We start from the raw sequence: 26,679 nt of genomic DNA, 5'->3' as shown, positions 1-26,679 counted from the left end.
TAGATCCCGCATTTAACTATTCTGGGTTTACGGGTGCTACATAACTAAATCTATAATCAAAAAATTTTGCAATATCCTGTATTAAAATAACTTTATTCATGAAACAATCAAAATCACACAGTTATGAACTCAGTTTGAGTTCATAACTGTGTGAAAATCGGGCCATAATTTATACAAAATTGCGATTGTTTGTTCATGAGCCTGCCTTTCAGATTTCGTGATTAATATCACATTTTTATTTAGGCCCGCTTATCGCTCACAGCGGACCTTCAGATCCGTTAGTTAGTCCGCTTTGTGCCAGAAGCGGACGTTGATAACCAAACTTAAGTATCACCCAAGGCTTATATGAGAATGGTCTTGATGCAGCGTTCAGTAAAACTCGAACGCTTCATCGAAATGTCTTAGAGTGGGAGAATATTCTACTTATGCCCATATCGATTGGTTGGGGGATTGTCTTATCATCCAAAGAACCGGAAAACCACTTGGTTTATGGCATGACAGACACGACTGATTTATCAGGTGAGCCCATTAGACATGACAAACTTTTGACACTTCCCGTGGATTATTCGATTCAGGAACGGTAGTATAGTTATATTAGGTGATACAAACAGTGAATTTCAATACTGTAGTTGAAATGAGTAAAACGCTTAGCATTAAGTTGAGAAAAAATGAAACTACTTAATAAAAAGTATTACAACCTCGAACCAAACTTTGACTACCTTAAGGACTCATTTATTTTAGGGCTAGCTTGGAAAAAAACGGATCGTTTTGTAAGAACTCATAATTGGTATGCAGATCTTTTAGCGCTAGACAAGTGTGCGTTTGATATTAGTGATGAGGTCACTAGTTGGTCAAGTGAGGCCGTAAATAGGAATCTGTCTAAAAGTGATATTGAATTAATACCAGCTCCAAAAGGAGCAAGCTGGTTCTTTAATAAAGGTAAGTGGACTACTAATAAAGATGATAGAAAACTAAGACCTTTAGCTAATATATCTATTAAGGATCAGTCTTTTGCAACAGCAGTAACCATGTGTCTTGCTGATGCGATAGAAACGAGACAGAAAGACTGCTCATTGCGTAATCTTGGCTATGCTGAGCATGTAAATAAAAAGGTTGTTAGTTACGGAAATAGGCTTGTCTGTGATTGGGACAATGAAAGGGCGAGATTTCGTTGGGGCGGTAGCGAGTATTATAGGAAATTCTCCTCCGATTATCGAAACTTTCTACAAAGACCTGTCTATATAGGTAGGGAAACTGTAAATAAAATTAGTGAAATTGATGATGTTTATATTGTCAGTTTGGATCTGAAAAATTTTTTCGGTTCTATAAAAATAAGCAAGCTCTTAGAAAAACTTAAGAAAATATCTTCTGACCATTATGGTCATAATATTATAAATGAGAATGAGTTTTGGGATTTAGCGAGTCAGATTTTAAATTGGGAGTGGCCTGAAGACTCTTTATCTTTACTTAAAAATTTGGATATTGGAGAAGAAAATGTTGGACTCCCACAAGGTTTAGCATCTGCCGGAGCTTTGGCTAACGCATATCTCATTGAGTTTGACGAATCTTTAACTTCTAACCTCCGTACTAAGATAGACGATAGCCAAATTGTACTGCATGATTATTGTCGATACGTCGATGATATTAGATTGGTGATTTCTGGAGAAGCATTAACAAATGAGGAAATTAAGAAATCCATTCATGAGTTAGTTCAGAGGATCCTCGATGAAACGTTAGATCAAGATGAGTCAGGTAACGAACCATATTTAAAAATCAATGATAAAAAAACTTATATATTGGGACTCTCAGATATTGATAACGGAAGTAGCCTTACAAATCGAATCAATGAAATCCAGAATGAAGTAGGAACTTCGAGTATTCCGGAGCGTAATGGATTAGATAATAACATACCGGCGCTCCAACAATTATTATTGACTGAACAAGATAATTTTTTAGATGATGCAGATGGTTTATTTTCTGGATTTAACAATGATAAATCGATTAAATTAGAATCTTTACGTAGATTTTCTGCCCATAGGCTGGAAACCAGTTTGGCTAATAAAAGCAAACTAATCTCACCTGCAGAAAGAAAGCAGTTTGATAATGAATCTGCGTTGATTGCAAAAAAATTATTAAAAACCTGGTTAAAAGATCCATCAATTATGGTTATTTTCCGCAAAGCGATAACCATAAACCCTAATCTAGATGCTTATAAAACAATTCTTGAAATTATATTCTTAAGAATACAACGTAATCGTGATAAATGCGATAGATATATCATGTTGTATCTTCTCTCTGATATATTTCGTAGCGTTGTTGATATCTATCGAAAACTATCCCCTGAGTGTACCTCTGATTATAAGAAATTGATGAGTGAAGTTACATCATTTGCCCATAAACTACTTTCTTGTAGATCCGTTATTCCAAACTACGCATATCAGCAAGCACTATTTTATCTTGCAGTGATCAATAAGCCATTTATAGCTAGTAAAAAATCTTCTTCTGATCTTTCAAAGCTTCAACATGTCTTAATTAAACGACATTTAGAACCGTTGAGTAGTAGTGATGGATACCTATTTGAATTATCTGCTCAGATTAGTAAAGACTACCAAGCAAATGTTGCTTTTTTACTTTCTCATACAAATACTACTGAAGTAGTAGACTCAATCGTCGAGAAATTTGCTTACCGTGGTGGTGAGTTTTGGAATAGCATTTGGAAAGAGTTTGTTAGGACGCAAGATAAAGTTAGGATCAACAAATTTAGATGGGCCATACCAAAAAATGAGTCGAAACCAAATGGTTCGGACCACTATCTTTCTTCAGTGATAAGTTTTAAGGAAAATCCATTTAAATACGAACATGCGCTTCTCAAACTAGGTATAGCATTAGTTAATCTTTTAGAAGATACAGAGAAAAACGTATGGCAATCTAATGGAAAGCAGTATTCCCCACATGAAATAAAAGTGAAATTAGAAGGCCATTTAACATCATGGACTGAATTATGGCGCCAAAATTCTATTATTTCATGTTCGATAGATAAAATAGCTCAAGATCCTCGCTATGAAAGCCCTAAATGGTTGGTGAATTGTCAGCAAGCCAACAATGATGAAAAAAAAATATATTGGGTTTGCAGTGTACTAAGAAGTGCTGCTTTAGGTAATGTAGATTACACACAGCGAAATGATTTAAAGCCTGATAGAGTAGAGTATGATGGGATCCATTCTCAGTTTTACAAGCGACGTATGGGAATGTTACATACACCAGAGTCAATTGTTGGTTCATATGCAACTATAACTGATTGGTTTGCAAGCTTTCTTCAGCATGGATTGCAATGGCCCGGCTTTTCATCTTCATATATAAATCAAGAAGATATATTGTCAATTACCAGCCTTGGTGAGTTTAAAAAATGCTTGTTGGAAAGGTTAGGCTACCTGAACACGCAAATATGCACTTCATCGAGTGTTCCGACCTTACCTACTGTTGTCAGCAGACCTGAATTGGCATCTAACTATTTTAGAATTGTTACGGTTCAGCAATTATTTCCGAAGGATAAGCATTTTCACCCTTCTGACGTAACACTTGATAATCCAGAGGTGCGTTGGAAACACAGAGAGCACCTTGCAGAAATTTGTAAACTGACAGAGCAGACTTTAGATGCAAAACTTAAAACTGAGTCTAGAAATCATACAAGTACCGCTGATCTGATTGTCTTTTCTGAGTTGGCTGTTCACCCGGAAGATGAAGATATAGTAAGAGCACTGGCATTTAGAACCAGATCCATCATTTTTTGCGGTTTTGTCTTCTGTGAACAAGATGGTCAAATAGTTAACAAAGCTCGCTGGATTATTCCAGATTCGTCCGAATCGGGGACTCAATGGCGTGTTCGTGATCAAGGGAAATTTCATATGACCAGTGGTGAAATGACTCTGGGTGTTCATGGATATAGACCATCTCAACATATTATTTCTATTGAGGGTCACACCGAAGGACCATTTAAATTAACTGGTGCGATTTGTTACGATGCGACAGATATAAAGCTTGCTGCGGATCTGAGAGATTTGACTGATATGTTTGTCATTGCAGCGTACAATAAAGATGTAGACACGTTTGACAATATGGCTTCAGCTCTACAATGGCATATGTATCAGCATGTTGTTATTACGAATACTGGAGAATATGGTGGCTCAACAATGCAAGCCCCATACAAAGAGAAACATCACAAACTGATTTCTCATGCTCATGGAACTGGTCAAATAGCAATTAGTACTGCTGATATAGATTTAGCAGCATTTAGACGAAAGATTAAAGAATATAAAAAAACCAAAACCCAGCCTGCTGGATTTAATCGAAAACATTAAGGATTTATATGGAAACATTAGTTAAGTTAGCTACCATTGCTTCTCCATTAGTCAGTGCTGGGGTAGCTATTTGGGCAATTTTAGTTGCCAAATCAACTATCAGTGAAAACAAAGAAATCGCTAAGAAAACCATTGCAGATACGGCCTACCAGGCATATTTGCAACTAGCGATGGAGAACCCTCATTTTTCGAAAGGTTATAGCGCAGATTGTCGACAGGAGCGAGACCCTATGTATGATCAATATGTTTGGTACGTGGCCAGAATGATATTCTGTTTTGAGAAAATTATTGAGGTTGAAGGAAACCTAAAAGATAGCTCTTGGACAAATACGCTGGAAAAACATTTGAAGTTTCATTCTGAACATTTTAAGAAAACAAAAGTTGTTGAAGAGACACTCTATATTTCCCAAATTTTGGATCTTATAAGATGTGCGACTAACTAAAAACCTATTCTAAAAGAGGGTATTCCACACAAGAAGCCCACTGGAAATTGTAACATCCCAAGATAGTTTTTGGGGTGTTCTCTCCGTGGGCGGTAAGTGTCAAGATCGTTGTCAACCGGTGGGGCTGTAAACCATTTTGTGGGGCGGGTTTATATTGCGAGATAAATTTGGCATCGCGACTTTAACTTCCGTTCTTCGCTCAAAGGGGCCATATCAAATGGATGCATGACAGGATTGGTTAGTAGCAGGAAGAGGACGTTTGGGCATCTGGCCCAAATGAACTGCGCGTCTTTGTCCGGAGCATTTGCTGATGTTGGTGACGCCTTTGAAATGCAGCGTGAACCACAGCATGGCCTGCCATTGAATACCTGCTGATTTCTAAACAACTTTATGAGGTTCGATCTGGCGGAAGAGGGCAGAAGGACGTTAAGAAAAGTGACGACTCCACTTCCCAATAAAACGGCAACCAATAATGCTGCATATGTAATCGAAGGAATCTCCCTCGTTGCTTCGTGATAGTGCCAGCATCCACGCTAGCAATGTGTTGGCCATCATCATGGCTGTCTTGCCAGGAAAAGCGATAAGTAATTCTCGTTTCTGGTGACATGAAATGTGTAAAAATCACTTTTGCCGAATGAGAGTTACCGCGAGTCTGCGCTGTGGTCCGTGACGCTCTGATTCATCCGCTCTGTAAGACAGTGACTATCCCTCCGATTCATCATAAACAAGGAAAGACCATGTTCGGATTCTTTAAAAAGAAAAAACCTGACGCTGCGCCCGGGCAGGGTTCCCGACTGACGGCGCAACAGTTTATCGCGCTGACGCTGAGTGATGAAAAGCTGTCAATGCCTGTGTATCTGCCGGGGATCCGCAGTGAGGCCGAATGCGACGAACTGGGTTTATGGCCACTCATCTACATCTGGAATGTGGATCGTGCCGCTGGCACGTTCAGCCTTTCTGTTAACGGTAAAGCCATCGCCCACCTCCTTGAGCCTTTCGTGCCCCGTGAAGACCCAGCGTATGTCGAAATTCGTGATAAAGCGATGAAGGTTATCGCTGAGGCTTCAACGCAGTCCGTGCTGGCAACCATAGAGAAAACGGGCCTCATGCCCGATGTTTTGTTCGCGTACCACGCTGAGGATGTACAGCAGGAGCAGGGCTAACCGTCAGGGAGTGCGTGAGATTACGCCAGGGATTTTATTAGTCAGTCCTGTCATCCTAATGCTAAATATTCGTCAAGAAATGTTTCAGGTTGCCGAAATATACGATAAGCGTTATTCAAGAACATAACTAAAAGGATGGATCCATATGAATAAACTGCTGCTTCTTGTTCCGCTCGTGTTTGCTGCTCCGGTACTGGCTTCTGAAGTGACGGTGGGTCAGGTTTGCAAGGCTGTTTCTGCGGCAATGTTCGGTCGTGACCTCAAAATCATGCGGCTGGATAAAGTCGAGTCAGGTATTGCTTACGTACATTATATCCGACAGAACGATGGAACCCGCTGGGCCATCAAGTGCAAACTTATCGGCAATCAAGTGATGTGGGCATCTGACAATCCTGACAGCACCGGTCGCTGGCGGGATGATCCTGCAGACAGCACGGTCAGATATACTGTTGAGGGTAAAAAAATCATTATTACTGAGGCCTACAGCGACGGTTCCAGCAGCTCCAATTCTTATCCGTTGAAGCAACTACAGTGACTACACACAAGCTTCTAATTATAGCCTGTGAGCGACTGGTCCCTTCAGGGCGCATTTGACTATGCGGATGAGACCTTTGACGTGTGCCAGGAGCGGACTTTACTAACGCCGCTGATGTATTAATCCATGAAGAGCAGGTCATATTTTTAATATAAATTGACTGGTGCGCTAATTATTACAGGAACATCACCGATACATATTACCGCTTCCATTGCTTTTTTAAGCGCGTGTACATTTGTACGACTGGTGGCTGTGCCGGTGACCTTTTCCGAAACTGTCGTGGATGCTGCTGGGACAAAAGGTTCTTTGAAAGGAACGTTACTCACTCCAACTTCAAAACCAACCGCCGTTGTTCTTATCGTACCAGGCTACGGGCCGACCGATAAGGATGGATAATTAAGACCTACTGAGGATAAGAAATGCCAATGGAATCACCTGAAATTCAGCTCAAGGCTCTGAATAATGCTTTGCGTCGTTTACGTGGGGCCTGTTCCGCACTTGACGGTGAGGAGCTTGATGAAAAATTACTTGAGGTCATGCGACGACTGCTGCTTGCTGAGGTGCTCGCCGATACCTGGATCGTGGCGATAGGCGGCTCGCAAGGGGCGGGTAAAACAACGCTGATGGCGAGCCTGTATAACCTGCATCATGACAATAGCGGCTGGTTACGCAGTAATGAAGGACGCGGCGAGAAAATGCCGGTACTGATCCTCGAGAGTCGTGAGACTAAAGTAGCGCAGGGTTACGTCCGCCGCCTGGTCGAAACTGGAAATGGTTTGACGCTGGATGATATCGGCGTCGACGTCAACGAGTTTCAGCGCGCGGTCTGCGATCCTGATGCCGGGGATTTACTGCCGATACTGAAGGTACCGCAGCGATATTTTACCCGCAATAACCAGGCCTGGTTACTGCTTCCTGGTTATGAAAAACAAGAGCGTGAAAATCGTGAGTGGCAGGAACTGATGCGTCAGGCGATGATAGCGGCAGGCGGTTGTATTATCGTGACCGATGAGACGCGACTGGCAAACCAGCAGCAGCTCGAAATCGTCAAAGATATGCTGGAAAAAGAGCTTAAGAATTGTAAACCTTATATTGTTATCTCCAAGACAGAAGCGTTGCGCCACAATCCGCAACGTCAAGCTGAATTAAGAAAAAGCGCGGCCGAAACCTTCAATGTCGCTGCCGAATATGCCGATAACAACATTATTTTAACCGGCACCGACGATCCGGAATACGTAAAAGAATGGATGCCGCACCTTCGTCGGGCCATTGACGACCTTAACTTTTCCGGACAAACCAACCGTTATCTCCAGTTAACCCACCTTACTGGGATTGTTAGTAAGGATCTGCCGCGCGTCATGAATATGATCCGTACCCAGTCACGTCTGTATTACCACAGTGATAAAGGCGGCCAGGACGATGGCAGCCAGGTGCTGGCCGAAGCTCTGGAAGTGTTTGACACTGCCGTGCAGGAACTGCGGGAGGAGCATACCAAAAAGGTAAAAATGTGCATCGCTAAAACTTTTGAGGCGGCGAAGGCTAATATGGACCGTAGGCTGGTCAAGGAGCATGAGGGATTTGCCAACTGGATATCGAATGCATTTGATACCACCAGTGAGACAAAAGGCAAATTGCAGCAACTTGTTCAGGATTCATGGCAGGACGCATCAGCTGATTTCTTCGACGACTATGTGAACAGTCTGCAACAATTGACGGCGGCGAAACTCAAGCCCATTCCAAACGGCAACGATCGCCCAAACTTGCCTGCATCACCGAAGCTGGAGAAGCTGGTAGCACTTGGCTATATGAATAGCGCCGGGCAGCCCGTGCAACACGAACAGCTGGATGCGGAAAAAATAAGTAATATCAAAATGTTGCTAAATCATGGTGCCACGTCGAATGCGGAAAACATCCCAGTGGTGAATAAACAGCTGAGGAAGAGCGTGGAATTGATCCCGGTGCTCTCGCTAGAGTACACCCGCCTTGTGTACGCCATGCCTGAGATTTGCAAAGAGCTGCGGCCCTACGTCACGCTTGAGCAGGACGATGGTGAGACATCCGCGGGTAACGTCGCGGCAGAAGGGGTTCAAACTCTCAACGCAGGGGTTGATCTTGGCAAGACTGCAATAAAATCACTGGCCGCGGTGCTGGCGATTGACGTTGTCAGCGATGGCGATTCCGATATTCTCGGCGCGCTCTTTGGCCAGGATAAGCCTTCTGCTGACCCGACGGGTTCACCTCTTCCCCCCGCACCGGTGATGATGCATCCTGCTGCCGTTGCGGTAACAGCCGTTGTGGCGGCGGCCTACGTGACCGCGGCTGCAGTAACGCGAATGCGTACTTTTGAGAAAAAAGCGAGCAGCCAGGCACACGTCATGCTTGCCAGTGTTCATGACCACCATATTGAGCATTTACGCAATCAATTCGATGACACGATGAGCGCGGCGCGTAAGCGGATTAGCGAAACGTTACGTGCGCGTTATCACATGGACGAAATGCTGATGCGCAAGGATCGGCTCGCGAAAGCCATCGCCGATGTGAATGCCCTTATCGACGACCTGCGCAATGAGCTGGGTTCATCGGCTACGGGCCTGCAAGTATTAATCACCAGCCGTGGTGAGTGAGATGACGTCCGGGAAAGTTATTGATTATTGGCAGCGGTTAGAGTCACGGCAGTCGGAGTGGGCTTTTCGCGCCTACGATCGGCTGATTAAGACATTAAGTCATGACGTTCAGGAAAGGATACAACTTAAGGAAAGCGATGCCGAACCGTACGTGGTCATATTTGGTAAGACGCAGGTCGGCAAAACCACCTTACTGCTCGACCTGATGGGTATCGATCTGCAGCAGATGGCAACGCTATCGCACGTGCTACGCGGCGGGCGGGAAGCTGGAAAATCATCCACCGCCACCGCCATGGAATATCGTCGTTCAACGGACCAGCGCTGGGGATTGTTTGTGCAATCGAAAACGCACTGGTTTGCCTCTGACGACGATATGACAGAGACCTTAGCGCAGCTCAGAAAGCAGATGGAACGGGGTGAACTGGTTGTTGATTCTCCCTGTATTGTGCATATTCCGAGGCGTTTTTTCAGGATAAAAACTTCGGGAGCGCCCGGCGTGCGTATTCTGGATCTGCCTGGTGATAATCCCGCCAATATGGAAGAGCAAAAGCATGTAAATCACATGGCGAAGACCTATCTTCCCTTCGCTGATTTGGTCCTGCTGATTGGTCGTGGCGACGATTTGAGCTTCCTGCAGCCACAGGTTATCACCCTGCCGGGTATTGAGGACTGGCAGGCGATGCCGCATCGGTTTCGTATCGTGACGACCTATTCTTACTCAGCGCAGTCGGTGAAGACGCTGATTCGCAACGATCCGGCTATCGATATCGCGCAGTTACGTCAGCGCCTTATTGAACAGATTGAACGCTTTAGCAACCTAAGCGACGCGGCGAAAGATCGGAACCTCTACTTTCCGCTCGAGTTTGGCAGCAGTTGGCTGAGTATGGCCGAAAACGATACCGCCCTTTACGCCCGGGTTGCCCCCATGGTCAGCCACTTGCGTAGCGAACTGTTGGAACAAATTGCAACATCGACAAGCCCACTCGGACGGCTGCGAAGTACCCTGGATACCCACCTCAGCGTTAAATATATCCAGGAGGAAAAAACGGCGGCAATCGAAAGAGAACTGCTGGGGCTAAAAAAACAGCAACAAGAGACAAAAGATAAACTGACGGTTTGGAAAAACGCTATTACTCAGACGCAACAGAAATTAAAAAAAACGGAGAGGTTATTAAAAGATAACGCTTTACCTGTCAGCCGACGGCTTATCGATAAAGCTGCGGAAGAGGCCGCAAACTTTAAATTGAAGGGAAGTTACAGCAGTGAAAAATGTACCACTTTACATAGCATGATCGCCGACTATTGCTCTAAAATTAAGAATATCCAGCTGGATGTGAAAAATAAGACGGTCTACTGGCAAAAAGTGGCCCGCAACAAAGTTGAACCTACGAGACAGGCGGTTCAGGATATTCTTGATGAAAACTTCAGTGCTATTCGCTATAGGCTCAATGACTACTGGATCGACACCTATCTTAGTTCTGCGAATTATTTATCGGATAAAAACAGTGTCATCTATGCCGCTGATAATGCCAAAGTGGAAGTCATTCGGTTGTGGACCTCACAATGGATGACTGCCGCAGAGAACGTCCATAATCAATACAAAAGCGAACTCACCAAAGATGGGGTAATTCTCGAGGAGTTGCGGGTAGAGCAGAATAAATCCCTTCAGAAACAGATATCACTTAAGCAACAGGCCGTATCGTGCGAAGACGAGTTAAAGAGAATTGCTGTTGAATCACAAGAGGATCTTGTCCGCTGTGAGCAGTTTGTTCACTTTCTAGATGAAGAGTATCTCAAAACATTAAGTACGCGTCTGGATTCAGTCTTTCAGGAACGTGATGATTGTGATGCGTTATTACAAGTTTTCTCCTGCGTTGCGTTGAAAAATCAGCGGGAAGATTTAATGAATTTAACTGAAAAGTATTCTGGATAAGGCATGAACGTGACCAGTGAAATAAAAAATAAAGAAAAATCGCTCGCCGAGTTAATGGTAAAAATACTCAAGGAGCCGCTCAATCCCCTTGAGAGTTCGTTAAAAAAACTCAACACAGAGGTTCTGGACACCAAAGATAAGGTTGAAGAAATCAATGATGCCATTAATGCGGTAGGTGCAAACACCGAAGAAATCATTAATCCACTGAAAAAATCGTTACGTGAGCTGCAAGACGACGATGTCCCTGGGGCGATAAGTAAGCTGAGAGATTTTATTTCGACGCAGGTTGAAGAAAAAAAACAGAATATTAGTACCGCGCTTAGCCAACAATCGGCACACTATGATAGCCAGCTGAAAGCCGCGACCGGTGAGGTCTTTGAAAAACTGTCGGATGTTCTTGGCCAGCAAAATGAGAGTGTCCAGGCAGCAATACAGCAGTATCAGCAAACGGGTATCGACAGTGCTGAGGCCTTATTGCAGCAACTGCTGAATGCTAACCGCTTCCTGGAGGAAACCTGCGCTGCGAATGCCAGCGAGCAACAGTCGACACGAGAGCGTGACCAGCGGTTGGCTGAACGGCTGGAAAGTATCATGCAGGCCCAACAGCAAATAAAGCAGTCGATAAGCGAATTTGACCAGCAGCTAAAGGGCGTGAGCCAAGGAGTGCAAACGACGCGAACCAGGCTCGCGGAACGGCAGGAAAGCGATCGGAGGCAAGTGTTAAGCAGCCTTGAAACGTTGTCTTCCGACGTCCCGGCAGCACTGGTGCAGCATTTGACCCCACTAACCCAGGCAATTGAGTCTCTGCAAACCAGCCAGCAGGCGTTGACCGAGGCAGTGAGCCAGCAAAAGAGCTATCTGGAGGCGCAAATTGTCGCAAGTCAGGGTAGATTCCGCTACGTTGTCATCATTTTTGCCCTGTTTGCTACCTCAACGCTAGCTTATATCGGCTATGACATCTGGAAAAATTTAACTCCCTGACAGGGCGAAATTGCGTTGCGTCTAACGCGACAGAGCCATTATTGTTTGAGTTGTGTGGACTGACCCCACAACAGTAGACATTTCCTGTCCTCACGACGAGGCCTGTTCAAAGGCCGCCGGACTGACGCCGCCCAAGGACATTTTGTCCATGTGAAATGAATGATTGTTAAGAGGCTCTAAGTATCTGACCGCCAGTTTTACGCTCTAAGCTGTCGTTAATTTGCCTCTGAAAGGAGATCGTAATTCTTTGGCTCGAGTTTCAGATGGGGATACGATCGAACCTATCAGGCGCTGGACACAATTACAGCTTATCCCAGACCGCTTTTCTGACAGAAGCTGGTCTGATACCCATTAGTTCAAGGTTGCGGGATTTCTCATCCCACTCTTCTTCGCTGCGGCACGCTATTACCCATTGTGCCGCTGCAACGGATTTCTGCTGAAAAAGAGCCTGGAAATAAGCCGCATCAACTTCAGAAAGAGAATGTCCTAAAATCACCACCTTCTTTACTTCACTCAACTCCTCAAAAACAAACCGGTGTTTAGCTATGAGCTTCTGTGAAGGCTTAAAAGTCGCGAAGAAATAGTTATCAATAGTGCTGTTCGCTTCCATGAGCCGGGTATCAATCTCAGCTATATCGGATCTTTCGTTGAGAGAGCGGCGGGATCCAGGTTCCCAGGCATGTCCCAGAATTAAATCATCGTCCCTCGTTTCAGCAGAACCGTGGATGTGAAGAACACGCTCTGGTTCGACTCTGTAGATTCGCCTGAGAGTATCGGTGTAATTAAAGCTCAGAAAAAAAGCCTGTGGATCCAGCATTGACAGACGGTTAGGTGCATTTGTAAACGAGGGTATCGGCAACTGTCGGATCCACACTCCGAATTGGAAACGCAGGTACTTAGAAAGGCGTCCGACTACCTGCTTCACCTCATACTGAAAATCATGATGACCGGCATCACTCCAGTCCTCATCGTCGTAAGAACTCATGAAATGGCCAAGATTGTCGATAAGCATGTCGGCATCAAAACCAGCTAAGGCAGTTTCAAGATCACACCAGTCATCACCCACGGGCAAATATTCTTCAACGTCCAGGTAGATAGCCGGACTTGATGTCCGGAGGAAGTCCTTAAAATGCCCCAGGCTTGACGGGATGGAATGCCACAGATCGAAGCCATTTCCGATGACATAGAGTGTTGACGTCTGCATAGATTCTCTCACGACGCATTGCCAGTTTGGATTGAAATAACTGAACATCTCCTGTTTTATATCAGCAGATACCCTAACCCCGCCGGAACATTATGGAAAAAATCACCCCGACAGTAGTGCAGTTTATCAAGCTTGGCGAGGCTGGTGAATGGGAGCGCGAGTGTCTTTCGAATGGCACACTTCGGTTTGGTTATCATGAAACCCCGGACAATCTCTGTGTTGAGGGGCGATGGGAAGATGTCCATGATATTTGGCTCAATATCCGTGATATGCGGAAAGCCGTCGCGACCAGTGATTTAAGGCAGATTAAAACTTTCTACACGGCAGGAGCAGAGACAGTATTCATCACTTTTTGGGGTGGGTTTCTCTACTGGTGTCTTCCCACTGGCCCGGTAGATGTCCTGGAGGATGGTAGTCGACTCCGAAAGACAGTTGAGGGGTGGAAGAATACAAGTATCGCTGGTGTGCAGCTAACGACAGATCACCTGAGCGGAGACCTCTTAAAAGTTCAGGGATACCGGGGAACGATATGCAACGTAAGCGCACAGGATTATGTTATTCGAAAAATAAACGATGAGGATCTACCTGCCGTTTCAGCTGCGAAAAAGGCTGAGGAGGCGTATCTGACCGCGATTAAAAATCTGTGTCAACTGTTGACCTGGCAGGATTTCGAACTACTGATTGACCTTATTTTTTCAACCAGTGGCTGGCGACGCACCAGCATTGTCGGAAAAACACAAAAAACGCTGGATCTCGAGCTTGAATTGCCCACTACCAGTGAGAGAGCAATTGTGCAGATAAAATCGCGAGCGAACGTTGACGCTCTTAGAGAGTATGAAAAAGTTTTCAGGGAAACTACTGCTTATAAAAGAATGTTTTTTATCTGGCACAGCGGATCTTTATCCGAAAGTATCAAAGCCGACGGCATTACATTAATTGGCCCCGATAAGTTAGCCGAACTCATTCTGGACAGTGGCTTAACAAGATGGCTTCGCAAAAAAATTTCGTGATATTCCGACTTTCCCGTTCACGCCTGTGCAGTGCATCTACGTGACAAAACCAGCAATGCTATCTTACGCGTAGCTCCAAACCATCAGGCTCGAAAGGCATACCCTGGTGATTCGGCAGAGTTTGCTGGCGAGACGGTTATTCATCAGCTAATCACCCCGCAGAGCAGTACGTCTGAGGGGCTCCCAACGTAAAAAAGAGTCATAATTTCATCAATATGATGTACCAGCTCACCGGTCATGTACATGGCCATGACCTGCTCCCCGTTTGTTAATACAACATGAGGTCACCCCGTCAGAAAAACCGTTCGTCTTAAGCCACTATCTTCTCCTGGCGAAGAAATAACCCGGTAAGTCTAAGTCCGGGCCAGAGGGGGGATTTTGATGAGGTTCAGATTAAAACGCATCACTTTTTTCAGGACGTCATTTCGACCTGACTGGCGATGAGCGTATCCATTTTACTCTGTACTGGAATCAGCAGATCGACACTGTTCTCCGGTACATGGAAGGAGATGGTGAGGTCGTAGCGCGCTTCAGAATCATCGCGTTCCAGAGCGCATCGTGTTATCCCCTAACACTGCTTCCAGGCAAGCGATTTGGTTGTTGGGAAGGGAAGGGCAAAGCTTGTAGGAGCTATATCTTAGTTGCCAGAGCCTTGAGCGCGGGAGTCCGCTTTGTGCCAAAAGCAGACATTGATAACATTGAAATATGTTAATTGATAGGGAGCAGGTCAATAACGATTTCTGATGACTTATTCCCCTGTGAGCTGGATTCGTGAGCCGTTCTCGCCATCCTTATTTGCCTGGAGGGAGAAGCTGAAAGGTCAGTCGCGCCGCCCGGGCCCTCACAGGTTTTAACCTGAATGCGCTCCAACGTATAGATTTAACATTGGGCAACTGCGAATCTCGCAAGGATCTGCCAGCCACGCGCCTGAAATTCTTGAAGCTAACGCTTAAGCACATCCCCTTCTGATTCAGCAGGTTGCAGCAAGTGTATTTTTGAATCCGGATCTCATCCATTCGGGATAGCCCTGCTAGGCATTAAAACATGGCGTGCGGTAAATACCTGTTACTGATGGCGATGAAATTTTTAGCATTTCAGGTTTTGTGCCCGACTCAATTGGGAGTAAAGTGCCTTAAAATGATACAAAAAATATTGACTACGTTGTCTAAGGGATGGTGAATGGACGCCTGTATTCATATTTACAGCGATGAAGACGATGTTCGGGAGAGAGCGCGGGCTCACGACAACGCTCGGGATATTTATGCTCATGACTGCGGACAGTTGCCTTTTGGCACGCTTGACCCCAGAGCATTCGAATTAATCGTCCGGGATTTATTTGATGAGAAAAAGGTTGAGGCGACCTGGGACTGGTATGACACTGCCTTTCGGATAAATGATGGTTCCGATAACGGTATAGACGTTCAACTGATGAAAGACCGAGTGATTGCGGGCATCGTACAATGTAAACGGTACAGTTCGAAAGCGTTTACCATGCCAGAAGTTCGCGATGAGTGGATAAAAATCTGCCTGCGCAGTCTGGTGATAAGTGATTTGCTTCCTCCTGACGGTCTCCCATTCCGCTATATTCTCGTAGTTTCTGATAACGTTAACGGCGAAACACAGCAGTATTTCCAGCGAAACTCTACTGCGCTGGCCGATCTTATCGGCCGAAAAACGGATTACCTCAAAGCACTGGTTGCCGTCCGGGACAAATATGCGTTGCTCAGAAAATCCCCGCTGCTTAAGGAAAAAACCGGACAGGCATTATATGACATGGTGTATCCGCAGTTTGAGCGACTGAATATTGAGCTTTACACCCGTGAATCGCTCTCGCCACTTGTGCGTGCGTCCGACAACCTCATGAGCATCTATTTTCGCCGTGAAGTGTATTTTTCTCAACAGAGCGTTCTGGATTTTTTCCGGGAGGTTTATCCAGAGGGCGCTATTGCGGCGGATGTACGCGCCATGCATGCAGAAAACGTTTATACCCATTACGGAAATGAAAACCTGTTATCCGCAGGCCGGCTGAACGCATTTATTTTTCCTGCGGGTGAAAGACTTTCTGTGCGTATGCTGGGCGAATTCCTAAAAGATAAAATGCCCGAGGTGGCCGGAAACTATCCGGTCATGCTGGTCTGCCCCGCGAATGCTTTTGACCCTGCTGACCAGTGCTCCATTGATGCGCTTATCAGTGAATGTCAGGGCACCGTTATTTTACAGGCAGGCTGCGGCATCGTGCCCGGGACCATGCTAAACACCTGGAAAAACGACGGCTGGCTTTCTGCTGACAGCGAGGGTCTTTACCCGGGAAGGGCTCAGTATCAGGCGGGCTGGTGCTGGGTAAAGTCCGGTGTAGGCGATATTCACCGCTTTATTTTACTGGAAACCTGCGACTGCGATGCCGCGCTGAGTTATGCAGGGCGCGCGCTTCGCCTGGCGTTTAATGATGTGAATCTCTGGCCCGTTCTGAACACCGATTATTACACTCCGGCCGGTTCTTCCGGCACGGTACTGGATGACCGTCTCTCTCTGAGCATTGCTGATGACGGTCACCGGCGACCCAACGTCCTTCTGGTCTCATCATCCTGTGCGCTGACACAGGAGCATTTTAACGCACAAATCCGCCGTTTTGAGAGCCTACGGCAGAAGCGTTTTCTAGGGGTCATTTTCTGCCATCAGTCACAAGTGGAGATTACGGACGGCATACGTTATGCCTCAGGAATTTACCCAGCCAGTGCAGGTGATGATCTTTTTCACGCCGATAACGGGCCGATTCCGGCCCTGTTAATCCGGGATAAGAGCGTGACCTCTGCGATGTTTTGTCTTCGGTTTAATTCGGCGGGTGATGAATTTACCGCGACATCCTCTTACATGTGGCAATGGCACAATGGGTGTTTTTACGAGGTAGCCGATGGTATACAACTTGAGCTTCAGCGGGTGCTGCTGGATCCCTTCACTGATCCCCCGCAATTCCTTGTACAGGAGGGGGTGAATGCATTTCGGCACGCGCTGGTGACATGTGCCCCTCCCTATGCCGGCTATTTTGTTCATTATGCACTGAGCGGGCCCAGGTCCTATGTCTATCCGCAGATGAACACATTCCTTCAACAGCGCCGGGGCATTCGTAAAGTGATCAGAGCGCTAAGCTACCTTTCAATGCACCCCAGCCTCAGCTGGAACGGTAATCATGCCGTGACGGGGCATCTTTTATGGAACGGTGTGGGGACACCTGAGTCCGTGATGGGATGGTTACCTGATGAAATGAGTGACACGCAGGTTGACGCCATACTGACCCAATGGATACAGGATGGGGGGGAGCATTGCGACCTGAGCGTGTTTGCTGATGTGGAAGAGGACCTACCTTCACACGGTCGTTCAATCCGACAGGATCTAACTCGCGCCAATATTGCTGAACCTGCGGCGGAGGCTGACTCCTTCGCTGCGCCACGTTCAACGCGCAGAGCCTGGCTTTTCCCCCTTAATCCTCTGCTCAGCCGGACGCGAAATGACGATCTGGCTGAGCTTGAGTGCTATCTGAGCAATTTATGGACGGTAAAAAATGGATAGTTTGATTGCTGAATTTGAAACAAAAGCAGCCTTTGCCGGATTCTTCAGGAAAACATTTCCGGCAGAATACCTTGAGGGTTTGTCTGAAGGCAGTCTTTACTGGGAATCCGAATATGCATGCATGCTGCTGTGGCCTTTAAACGCGAAACCTGACCAGATGGAAAGAGAATTGATCGTCAGCGAAAGGATTGCGGACGCTATGGCCCGGACTCGTGAAGGCACGGGTAGGGTCATTGATGCAAGCGTAATATATGCGATGCCGTCAGTTCACTGTGTCCCTGACGGCATGATTACAGATATTGAGCAGAATACCCGTCTGGTCAGAAAGCATTTCGTGTGGATGGAAAATGGGGAGTGGAAACGCATCGGTCGCGTCACAATGCTGGGGCTTGCCCCGCTGGAGCAGCGGGGAATCTCTGCCGTAGACCTTAGGGTCACAGGCAGCACGCAAGCGCTTCTGGCTGAATTTGAGTCGGGAAATTCCCCGCGTGCTATCGCCCTGAACCATGGAAGTAAGTGGGAGAGCAGCGATGTATAATCTTCAGATATTAAACGTGACGATCAGCCGTTTTAGGGGAATACCCGGAAAGGTGACCATTCCGCTTAACTCGGGACTGACCGTTATTTATGCCGCAAATGGTACGGGAAAAAGCACGCTTTGTCAGGCGGTGGAGTGGTTACTGACGGGCATATTACCTGACGTTTCAGAAAGTTCGCTGACCTGTAAGTGGGGGGATGGAGAAACCTTTGTTGCCGCAGACTGCATTATCAACGGTCAGCAGTATCGGCTAACGCGCACGCTGAAGGGACTGGAGAAATCCGACGGACAGGTCATCACTAAATGCAACACCCTGTCTCTTCTTAGCCTACTCTCTCCGAAGGAAATTGGTGCGGGCAAGAACCGTCCCCAGGCGGTTCTGACAAAGCAGGCCTGGCTTCGCAATAGCCGGTGGCTTTATTCTAATGCCTTATCCCTGCTGGTCGATGAATCGCAAGCCGAACAGCGTTCACAGGTCTTTGCCAACATTCTGGGGTACGGACATCTCATACCTCTACAGCAGTCCATCAACAGTTATCTCCAGTATCTGCCCGGTGTCAGCCAGTTGACACAGCGGCTAGACCGTCTCCGGGAAGAGCTCCGCGCCGTCAATGAGGCTGAAAAAGTAAATGAACCTGCGTCAGATGCGGCTGAGCTGATTTCGCAGCTTGCCGTCAGTCTGAATTCCGGGCTGGACAAGTCAAATCATGAAACCTTCCTTCAACGTGCGCAAACGGATATAGCGGAATACAGACGTGAGACGGAAAATTATGGAGCCATCTGTCTTGATGTTTCAGCCCGGTGGGAAGCCTTTGAGCATGCATCCGGAGAGGAGCAGCAGTTACGCACCCGAATCCTTGTGCATCGCACCGCATGGCAGGATGCCAACCAGAAGCATCAACATGCCGGGGAGCAAAAACTGCGTGACGACGGTCAGATTCGGGAACTAGACACACGGCTGAAATGGATGGCTGCGCAAGGATCCCTGGCGCAGGATTATGCTCAGATAATGCAGCAGGCGGGTGTCAGCGCAAATCACCGTTTCACGGATACGCAGCTGCTTGAAAACTACTTTGAAAAGGATATCCCGTCAGGCGCGTTGCAGGGCTATTACGAAGAACTGAGTCGCTACCTGGATGTGGCACGCAGTGTGTATATTTCAGGACAGGCTCGTGAGGAATGGCAGTCTCGTATCAGGCGCGTGTCGCGGGATGAGGTTGTTGCGTTACGTGTTAAAGAACAACAGGCAGCGGATGAACTTAAGCGGATGACATACTCGGTCAGGGCTCTGGATGATCAGACCGCTGAACTGCACGCACTGGGATTGCAGCTTGTCAGTCAGGTACAGGGGAGCTGTTGTCCGCTCTGCACGCATGACTGGGTTAAAAATGAACGTTTATTAACTGCGTTCGCTGTTTATTCTGTCGATCAGAACGCCATTGATATCATTGAAGAGCTTATAGGCAACTTCGGTTCTCAGCTCATCAATCTTATTAATAAAGTCAAGAAGGAGGAGGTTAATGCATAGCAGATACAAAGACCGAACCCTCATTCTAGAAGTTGAAGTTTTATAAAATTCTGTTATCCGTAGAAGTAACTCGATAGCTCGGCTGGGTATTGTTTTCCTAAGGTTATCATTTGGGCCAAATTGGCCTTGGCATTTAACTCTCCTGCAAGCATTCGAAAAACATTGTCAAAGCGATTTATTCTCCCTTCCTTCAAAGAGTACCGTTTTTCGCAGGCGCATACAAAACTCTTTATCTCCTCTAATAACTTATCGCTGACGGGGTTAATTTTAAGATAGTTTCCTGTTGGGCCGCATTTCTCAAACGAAAACTGATGCGCAGCTTCATTTCTCAAATCTTTCAGCAATTTGACAATTGAAAGAAGCTCATTGCTTAGTAGTTTCTCCTTTTCGCAAAAATCTATTTTTTTATTATATGTCATTTTATCAGCAAGATTATATGTGGTTTTTTTGCTGTCAGTTATTATCTTGTATAGCATACCCTCTATATAAGCTGCATGAGAAATTATATCCGCTCGACACTCGAAATGCCCAATATCAGCATTGTGAGGGGGAATACTTATGCTATCAAATTCCTCGCCGATCGAATGTGCTGAAAGTATAATTCGAATGAAGTGGGGAAAGTTAAGGCTCTCCAGCTTTAGCTTTGATTTTAAATCATGCTGGAACGCAATTCCGTACTCATTAGAGTACTGGGCGATAGCGAATGAGTCAGTGATAATTTCCCAAAATTGCGAAAATGGATATTTTAGTATTACTTTAGATGCACCTTCTTCAAGATGATGAGTTATATTGCCACTAATTGAAGCCCAGTGGAGTCTTTCGACTAAAATGAAAACATCTTGAGGTGAGAGCGTGCTGGATGTGAGTACTTCCTCTTTGCTAGAAAACGTCGCCTTATGTAACGTCTCGATTTGACCTGGTAGTGAGTGGTCTACATAGCCCTTAAGGTGGTAGTTTTCTGGAGTTCCCATATTGCCCTTACTCCTACAAAATTATTTGATTGTCTCAGCCGAGATAATTTTTTTACATGCGTTTCTGTGACATATCAACTTTTTCTAATCATATTCTTAGATTAAAGCTCTGCGATAATTTTCAAAGTCGACGCGGAAGCGTAAACTTCAATCTTTTGGTCGACGTTTTTTCCATATTCTGGGCCGCAGGTGATCCTTCGCACTTCGCTGCTATTGGTCGAAACTGGGCCTCACTGGAGCCGAGGCTGCTTTATTAGAGACGTATCGGGCCTCAGCCTTCTCTACTTAAATTCAGGGAATGCCATGAATCGGGGTAAAATCCAGAGAACAGGTAGCATAGCCTTGCAGGTGAACCTAGCGAAGGCAGGACGGTGCTTGTCGCGCTTGGCTTACAGCGAGCTGGAAACATTAGTTTAGGGCGCTGGAGGTCTAGGCTTGGCGCAGAAGTGCATGGTGACATTCGAACATTTTCTTCGCATGTATACGATGGCGGAACTCTTATTTAAGAGGCAATGAATGGCTGAAAGAGAACAAGTAAAAGGGGTAGCGCCATCAAAATTCATGCGCGAACTGCGTCCTGAATTTTACTCGGATACCAGCGATCGCACAGCATATCAACTCGATGCTTCGGCACTTGAGTACCACCTCGATAGTATTACATCGCGTAACCAGACCCATGATTTCGAGATATTTTGTCGCAAGTTGTGCGAACGCACGATCTGCCCAAACTTGAAGCCTGCTACCGGTCCGGAGGGAGGAGGGGACAGCAAAGCTGATTCAGAAACTATTCCGATTGCCGACGAGATTGCTACTCTCACGTATATGGGGGACGCAAATGCTGCACAGGAGCGTTGGGCATTCGCTTTCAGTGCTAAGAAAAAGTGGGCGGAGAAAGTTCGCAATGACGTTGCAGGCATTGTGGCTACGCAGCGTGGCTATCAGAAAGTTTATTGTGTAACAGCGCAGTTTGCTCGGGCGAAGGATCGCGCCCGCGTCGAGGATGAACTTTCGAAACAGTACGGTGTGACCATCACTATTCTTGACCGGAGTTGGATTGTTGATCAGGTCGTCAGTAATGATCGTAAGGACCTAGCCTTTAATTACCTTGGTGTAGGGCAGGAGGTTGCAGGCTCAAGGCGTATGGGGCCCACAGATTACTCCCGCTCACAGCAACTTGAAGACATCGAGAAAACACTCGGCAATCCGGAGGCATTTTCTGGGATGAAAATGCAACGAGTTACGGAATCTCTGGTGGCAGCTAAGTTATCGCGTAATCTAGAGCTCCCACGAATCGAGACAGATGGTCGGTTTGCTCGTGCAATTCGACTCGCTGAACAAGATGGAACTTATCGCCAGAAGTTGGAAGCGCACTACGAGTCCATCTGGACCGCCTTTTGGTGGTTCGATGACATCGCGTATTTGAACGGAAGGTACGACGAGTTTGCGAATCTGGTGAGCGACACGGATCACGCCATAAACCTTGAGTTTCTTTGTAATCTAGTACAATTGCTATTCAACTCGGTCATTCATCAGCATTTGACGGTCGAAGAGGCTAGGCTTGAAGAGCGAGCATCTAGATTGACCGAGAGGTTAAAGGTAATTGCTGAGAATAAAGAACGTCCAAATAATGCCTTGGAGGCCCTGTCGTCGTTACTCGTCATAGAAGTCAATCAGGCGATACTTAAACAAGATACTGAAAAACTGAGTTCGCTATGGCCGCAGTTCTCGGATGTCGTCAAGCGTGCGAGAGGTCTCGGTGAGTTTTCTGCTGAGCGTTTGACTAAAATGATTGAGGTGTTCGGGCTCGTCGCCGGTAAGGACAGTAGTTATGTCCAACTGGTTGACGAGGTAGCAGCGTTTGTTTCTGAGCGTACCGGTGAGGCTCAGGGGGCGTTAGTGCTTCTCAAGCGAGCGCAACAACTCGATTTCGAAGATAACTTCGAAATCATTCGTTTGTTGGGCAAAGCCGCGCGTCAACTCACTAAAAAAGAATATGCCGATTCTCTGATCGAAGCGCTGCAACTGCTCACGTTTGCTTATCGTAGTGCCGGATTGCTCTGGGCTGCGCGGGCTACATGCATTTTTGCAATGGCTTCGATGTTCATCGAAGCCGAGGAGGACAGTGACCTTTCGGCTTCGATCGTACCCATGGTTATGACCCTCGCTTGGATTGCTGTCGAACTTCGGCATCTTCCAGACGCTCTCGAAGCTGTTCGGTTAGTTCGAGGTTGTACGGCGATGCTTCCGCTCGACGACTCATCAAAAGATCGTATCGCGAAGCGACTTACGGAGTTAGATCTTATTCTGGCGAGCCAAATCCTAAATTTCACAGCGGAAGAACTTCAACACGTTGTGCGATTACCTGACGTTCTTGGTGGACTCGGTCTGCAACAGAGTCGAAACTCGCTGATTTACGCGCTCGGCCATGAAGCCGAACTTCGTCGGGAGGGATCAATACCGCAAGAAGAGACGCCAGAGAAGGTGGCCGAGTTATTTACTTTGCTTGCTAGCCAACCGGTATCTAGCAACCAGCATGGTCCTGTCATCTTCAACGAGGCAGACTCGCAGTGCCTTGTCTCAAGAGTTCAGGGCATTCGTGTGGCAGTCTTTCACCCGTGCTCCAATGCCTTAGTTCTTGCCGCAGAAGCAGTAATAGGATCCGTTGAAGCATTTTTTGCAACCGCAATCGAAAGCGGCGCCGTAGCGCATACAGAGAACTTCACTATATCACTTCAAGATAGTTCTGAAGTGCTGGCACCTGACTACACGATCAATACTGATGAAATGACAGCGATAGTTCGCTGGCCGACTGGGCTCAAACCAGCTACATTTGCCCGGCAGGCCGACATCCAGAAAATGCTGATTGGATTGGCTGCTGAGATTTTTGCTGCCACTTGCTATGTGGAGGATATGCGAAAAACGATCGAACATCTCTTCAGCAGTGAGGCGGTGCTTGATCGCATTAGCATGGTCGTAATTGTCGGCAATAGTCGGCAACGCGTATTCAAGGAAGGGCTATCGAAGCTCAGTGATTGGACGCAGATGGCGATATCGGAGTTCACTCTTGAGTCGTCGCGTCCCGTAATCATCCGCCGCTTATTTTACTGGTCAGTGACCAGCCGCCTAAAGCACGAAGTTGTTCAATAGCTGGTTCAAGTACTCCATTCATCCTTGCTCGAATACCATAGTCTTGCGCCAGTATTAGTGATTCACTCAGGAGACTATTGTAAATAAACTCAAGAGTGATGTTAGCCCAAGTATGTCGCCCCACGTGTGGTGTTATATTAACCATATTATTAATAATCTTATTACTTTTCGAACGATAATGAGGGAATAGGGCAATGAATGCCGGATCAATTTTTTCCTTATAAAATGTTCTAATTGCATCGTAAGTTAATGGAGTTAACCTACCTGAGCCTTTAATAAAAACAAATTCATGGTCATCAATTTTTTTCTCTTCAAATAATGGGAACCGATATTGCTCCATATAAATGGTAAACATAATGAAGTCATCTTCGGTCAGTTCGATTTGTCGCTGTGAATGCTCAGTCTTGAGTGAAGGTTGTTGTTTCCTTGGATCAACTACATCATCTGGTAGATTTTGTACAATCAGGATGAAACGAATGTTACCTCGTGAGTCTGGAAGGGTTGGCCCCACGCAATCCTTCAACAACAATTGAACTTCACCAACACGTAAGCCATAGTTAAACATTAACCGGTGGATAAGGTAGTTACGGTATTGTTGAAATCCTGAATCGAATGGGTTTTGGGGATTAACCACGGCCATGAATAATTCACCGGTCTCGATATCTGAAAATTCAGGAGTGGAGGGGATTAGCATGTTCGTTAGTTCGACACTTTGCTGACTGGTGATACTTTTGTATCGGTGTGCGGGTTCGTTCCTGGATACTTCAACTCTGTTGAAGACCTTAATTCTGTCAGCGAGATCTCTGTGGTTCGCCTGGTTAATCTGGTGAGCTTCAACAGGTGACATATCCTGGTATGCCAGATTCATATATCTATAGTTGAGATACTTAAGGAATCGGCCAACGTTTCTGACGTGGTTACCATAGGTGGACTTGTTGGTTCTGGAGAGTGCAGAATGTAAAAACCCGGTAGAGATTATGTCGGTCTCGTCACTCAGGTGCTGCTTCCCGAGCAGGTAAGTAAAGAAGCCATCAAGCTCCCTGATAAAACAGGAGATATTGTAGCCAGACCGATAGAAATCGTAGTCAAATGTTCGTTTGTGCTTCTTAAAGTAATAGACGTAAAAGAAACGCAGCGAACACAGAATGTTTTCTTGAGTCCCCAGATGTTTCTTGCTCAGTTCATTCATTCCATAAATTGTGGCGAACATGACCGGTAGGGTAGTCACATCATCAACTATGAGATGAGTTCTCTGGTTGTTCCTCGATAAATGTAAGATGGAATATGCCATGAACTTAGCGGATGCCCCGTAATTTTTGTGTTATGAAGTCATCGTAAGTCCACAACTAAACTTTGGCAACTGACTGATTCATCGGTAAGTTCCTGAAAGAGAGGAACTCATGAACTTAAGAACAAACCCACCATATTTAACATAATATACATTATGCGCACCAACCAAATAACTACTCAAATCTGCCATCCACATCAGGCTGATTATGTACAACCGGAGTCGCGTTCACTCCGGTCTTTCAGCATCCCTCTGAAATCTGTTCTCAGATTTTTGCCTGATTCACTCGCGCCGACAGCGCCTGGTGATTCTCTTTTCTTTCGCTGTATCGGTCGGACAGATAACCTGCGTGTCTTTTCAGAATCAGCGTGATTTTATAAAGCTCTTCTGTCACATCCACGATTCGATCGTACCAGGCTGATGGTTTCATCCGTCCTTCTTCATCAAACTCCTGCCACGCCTTCGGCACTGACGATTGATTTGGAATGGTGAACATTCGCATCCAGCGGCCAAGGATTCGCATCTGGTTGACGGTATTGAATGATTGCGAGCCTCCACAAACCTGCATCACGGCCAGCGTTTTTCCCTGGGACGGCCGAACCGCGCCTTCACTCAGCGGTATCCAGTCAATCTGCGCTTTCATCACCGAACTCATTGCGCCATGCCTTTCGGGAGAACTCCAGACCATCCCGTCACACCATCTGACCAGCGCCCGCAATTCGAGCACTTTCGGATGGGTTTCCGGTGCGTCGTCCGGCAATGGCAGACCCGATGGATTAAACATCTTCACGTCGGCGCCCATTTCGGTCAATAACCGCCCCGCTTCTTCTGCGGCAAACCGGCTGTAGGAACGCTCCCGAATGGATCCGTAGAGAATCAGAATGCGTGGCGGCGTTGTTGGGTCACTGCCTGAAATTTTGCTGGTGACCGTATCATCAAAGAATTGTGGTTCGATGGCGGGTAAATGTTTCATGAAATGGCTCCGTTCTTAAACGCTGTACTTTTAAAGTTATCATATATGGATTAGCATATGTGTTGTCAAATCTTATCGAGGTGCAACATGCTACAGCCTGTTCAGCTTTTTAAATTACTTTCTGATGAAACCCGTTCAACGATCGTGATGTTGCTCAGGGAGTCCGGAGAGCTTTGCGTATGCGATATCTGTGCGGCAACGGCAGAGTCTCAGCCCAAAATTTCACGCCATATGGCGTTATTACGTGAGGCCGGGCTGGTTTCCGATCGTCGTGAAGGGAAATGGGTGCACTATCGCCTTTCGCCACATATGCCCGCGTGGGCGGCGGCGATTATTGACTCAGCCTGGAACTGTGAGCGTGAAAACATTCGCAACACGCTCAACAACGCTTCACCGGCTGCATGCTGAAATGCGTT

The 26,679-nt window shown here is 46.3% G+C and carries 17 protein-coding genes; 13 read left to right on the top strand and 4 right to left on the bottom strand.

Translation table 11 applies throughout. The annotated features are described in order from the left end of the window. Positions 1–668: 668 nt before the first annotated feature. The 7 genes from ACB496_RS10485 (at position 669) to ACB496_RS10455 (ending at position 12,037) form a co-directional block, all read left to right on the top strand. On the top strand, positions 669–4,358 hold the full coding sequence (locus ACB496_RS10485; RefSeq protein ID WP_371975144.1) for a reverse transcriptase domain-containing protein: 3,690 nt from the start codon (positions 669–671) through the stop codon (positions 4,356–4,358). A gap of 8 nt (positions 4,359–4,366) precedes the next feature. Beyond that, on the top strand, positions 4,367–4,801 hold the full coding sequence (locus ACB496_RS10480; RefSeq protein ID WP_371975143.1) for a restriction endonuclease: 435 nt from the start codon (positions 4,367–4,369) through the stop codon (positions 4,799–4,801). Positions 4,802–5,538: 737 nt separating this feature from the next. Continuing rightward, positions 5,539–5,964, top strand: coding sequence for a hypothetical protein (locus ACB496_RS10475; RefSeq protein WP_371975142.1), 426 nt, complete (start codon positions 5,539–5,541; stop codon positions 5,962–5,964). Between the two features lie 145 nt (positions 5,965–6,109). After that, a complete protein-coding gene (locus tag ACB496_RS10470) occupies positions 6,110–6,499 on the top strand; it encodes a hypothetical protein (protein WP_371975141.1) in 390 nt (129 codons plus the stop codon). Positions 6,500–6,918: 419 nt separating this feature from the next. Next, positions 6,919–9,123, top strand: a complete 2,205-nt coding sequence (locus ACB496_RS10465) for a hypothetical protein (protein WP_371975140.1) — start codon at positions 6,919–6,921, stop codon at positions 9,121–9,123. Between the two features lies 1 nt (position 9,124). Next, positions 9,125–11,056: a hypothetical protein gene (locus ACB496_RS10460; RefSeq protein ID WP_371975139.1), complete on the top strand. Its 1,932-nt coding sequence runs from the start codon at positions 9,125–9,127 to the stop codon at positions 11,054–11,056. A 3-nt stretch (positions 11,057–11,059) separates the two neighbouring features. Further along, positions 11,060–12,037, top strand: coding sequence for a hypothetical protein (locus tag ACB496_RS10455; RefSeq protein WP_371975138.1), 978 nt, complete (start codon positions 11,060–11,062; stop codon positions 12,035–12,037). Between the two features lie 301 nt (positions 12,038–12,338). Here ACB496_RS10455 and ACB496_RS10450 read toward each other — a convergent pair whose 3' ends face one another. Further along, complete coding sequence (locus tag ACB496_RS10450; RefSeq protein WP_371975137.1) at positions 12,339–13,241, bottom strand: bacteriophage abortive infection AbiH family protein; 903 nt, start codon at positions 13,239–13,241, stop codon at positions 12,339–12,341. Positions 13,242–13,333: 92 nt separating this feature from the next. Here ACB496_RS10450 and ACB496_RS10445 point away from each other — a divergent pair, with 92 nt between their 5' ends. From ACB496_RS10445 to ACB496_RS10430, 4 genes are all read left to right on the top strand, one after another. Beyond that, entirely contained in the window at positions 13,334–14,251 is a 918-nt protein-coding gene (locus ACB496_RS10445) for a restriction endonuclease (RefSeq protein ID WP_371975136.1), read from the top strand. Between the two features lie 1,179 nt (positions 14,252–15,430). Continuing rightward, the gene (locus ACB496_RS10440; RefSeq protein ID WP_371975135.1) at positions 15,431–17,818 is read left to right on the top strand and encodes an ABC-three component system protein; all 2,388 of its coding nucleotides are present in this window, start codon (positions 15,431–15,433) and stop codon (positions 17,816–17,818) included. Continuing rightward, the gene (locus ACB496_RS10435) at positions 17,811–18,356 is read left to right on the top strand and encodes a hypothetical protein (RefSeq protein ID WP_040017492.1); all 546 of its coding nucleotides are present in this window, start codon (positions 17,811–17,813) and stop codon (positions 18,354–18,356) included. Before ACB496_RS10440 ends, ACB496_RS10435 begins: the two co-directional genes overlap by 8 nt. Then, the gene (locus ACB496_RS10430) at positions 18,349–19,884 is read left to right on the top strand and encodes an AAA family ATPase (RefSeq protein ID WP_371975134.1); all 1,536 of its coding nucleotides are present in this window, start codon (positions 18,349–18,351) and stop codon (positions 19,882–19,884) included. Before ACB496_RS10435 ends, ACB496_RS10430 begins: the two co-directional genes overlap by 8 nt. A 53-nt stretch (positions 19,885–19,937) precedes the next feature. Here ACB496_RS10430 and ACB496_RS10425 read toward each other — a convergent pair whose 3' ends face one another. Further along, positions 19,938–20,855 carry a hypothetical protein gene (locus ACB496_RS10425; protein WP_371975133.1) on the bottom strand — a complete coding sequence of 306 codons (918 nt, stop codon included), beginning with the start codon at positions 20,853–20,855 and terminating at the stop codon, positions 19,938–19,940. Positions 20,856–21,371: 516 nt separating this feature from the next. On the opposite strand from ACB496_RS10425, the gene ACB496_RS10420 reads away from it, so the two are divergent. Next, positions 21,372–24,002, top strand: a complete 2,631-nt coding sequence (locus ACB496_RS10420; RefSeq protein WP_371975132.1) for a tetratricopeptide repeat protein — start codon at positions 21,372–21,374, stop codon at positions 24,000–24,002. Here the strand turns inward: ACB496_RS10420 and ACB496_RS10415 are convergent. Together ACB496_RS10415 and arsH are read right to left on the bottom strand one after the other, a co-directional pair. Continuing rightward, complete coding sequence (locus ACB496_RS10415) at positions 23,941–24,849, bottom strand: hypothetical protein (RefSeq protein WP_371975131.1); 909 nt, start codon at positions 24,847–24,849, stop codon at positions 23,941–23,943. The two genes, ACB496_RS10420 and ACB496_RS10415, sit on opposite strands and share 62 nt — an antisense overlap. Before the next feature lie 706 nt (positions 24,850–25,555). Beyond that, on the bottom strand, positions 25,556–26,263 hold the full coding sequence (gene arsH, locus ACB496_RS10410; protein ID WP_231275593.1) for an arsenical resistance protein ArsH: 708 nt from the start codon (positions 26,261–26,263) through the stop codon (positions 25,556–25,558). 87 nt (positions 26,264–26,350) lie between these two features. On the opposite strand from arsH, the gene ACB496_RS10405 reads away from it, so the two are divergent. Next, positions 26,351–26,671 (top strand): metalloregulator ArsR/SmtB family transcription factor, encoded by a 321-nt coding sequence (locus tag ACB496_RS10405; RefSeq protein WP_102103731.1) that lies wholly within the window; start codon positions 26,351–26,353, stop codon positions 26,669–26,671. The last annotated feature ends 8 nt before the right edge of the window (positions 26,672–26,679 follow it).

Source organism: Lelliottia nimipressuralis (assembly GCF_041464075.1).
GTDB lineage: Bacteria > Pseudomonadota > Gammaproteobacteria > Enterobacterales > Enterobacteriaceae > Enterobacter > Enterobacter nimipressuralis.
Note: the sequence above shows the minus strand (reverse complement) of the source record. Positions and strands in the feature narration are given on the sequence as shown.

Coding starts and splice junctions, on each gene's coding strand:
- ACB496_RS10405 (WP_102103731.1), top strand. CDS start 26,351: ATGCTACAGCCTGTTCAGCTTTTTAAATTACTTTCTGATGAAACCCGT.
- ACB496_RS10430 (WP_371975134.1), top strand. CDS start 18,349: ATGTATAATCTTCAGATATTAAACGTGACGATCAGCCGTTTTAGGGGA.
- ACB496_RS10450 (WP_371975137.1), bottom strand. CDS start 13,241: ATGCAGACGTCAACACTCTATGTCATCGGAAATGGCTTCGATCTGTGG.
- arsH (WP_231275593.1), bottom strand. CDS start 26,263: ATGAAACATTTACCCGCCATCGAACCACAATTCTTTGATGATACGGTC.
- ACB496_RS10425 (WP_371975133.1), bottom strand. CDS start 20,855: ATGGGAACTCCAGAAAACTACCACCTTAAGGGCTATGTAGACCACTCA.
- ACB496_RS10460 (WP_371975139.1), top strand. CDS start 9,125: ATGACGTCCGGGAAAGTTATTGATTATTGGCAGCGGTTAGAGTCACGG.
- ACB496_RS10455 (WP_371975138.1), top strand. CDS start 11,060: ATGAACGTGACCAGTGAAATAAAAAATAAAGAAAAATCGCTCGCCGAG.
- ACB496_RS10470 (WP_371975141.1), top strand. CDS start 6,110: ATGAATAAACTGCTGCTTCTTGTTCCGCTCGTGTTTGCTGCTCCGGTA.
- ACB496_RS10445 (WP_371975136.1), top strand. CDS start 13,334: ATGGAAAAAATCACCCCGACAGTAGTGCAGTTTATCAAGCTTGGCGAG.
- ACB496_RS10415 (WP_371975131.1), bottom strand. CDS start 24,849: ATGTCACCTGTTGAAGCTCACCAGATTAACCAGGCGAACCACAGAGAT.
- ACB496_RS10475 (WP_371975142.1), top strand. CDS start 5,539: ATGTTCGGATTCTTTAAAAAGAAAAAACCTGACGCTGCGCCCGGGCAG.
- ACB496_RS10435 (WP_040017492.1), top strand. CDS start 17,811: ATGGATAGTTTGATTGCTGAATTTGAAACAAAAGCAGCCTTTGCCGGA.
- ACB496_RS10485 (WP_371975144.1), top strand. CDS start 669: ATGAAACTACTTAATAAAAAGTATTACAACCTCGAACCAAACTTTGAC.
- ACB496_RS10480 (WP_371975143.1), top strand. CDS start 4,367: ATGGAAACATTAGTTAAGTTAGCTACCATTGCTTCTCCATTAGTCAGT.
- ACB496_RS10440 (WP_371975135.1), top strand. CDS start 15,431: ATGGACGCCTGTATTCATATTTACAGCGATGAAGACGATGTTCGGGAG.
- ACB496_RS10420 (WP_371975132.1), top strand. CDS start 21,372: ATGGCTGAAAGAGAACAAGTAAAAGGGGTAGCGCCATCAAAATTCATG.
- ACB496_RS10465 (WP_371975140.1), top strand. CDS start 6,919: ATGCCAATGGAATCACCTGAAATTCAGCTCAAGGCTCTGAATAATGCT.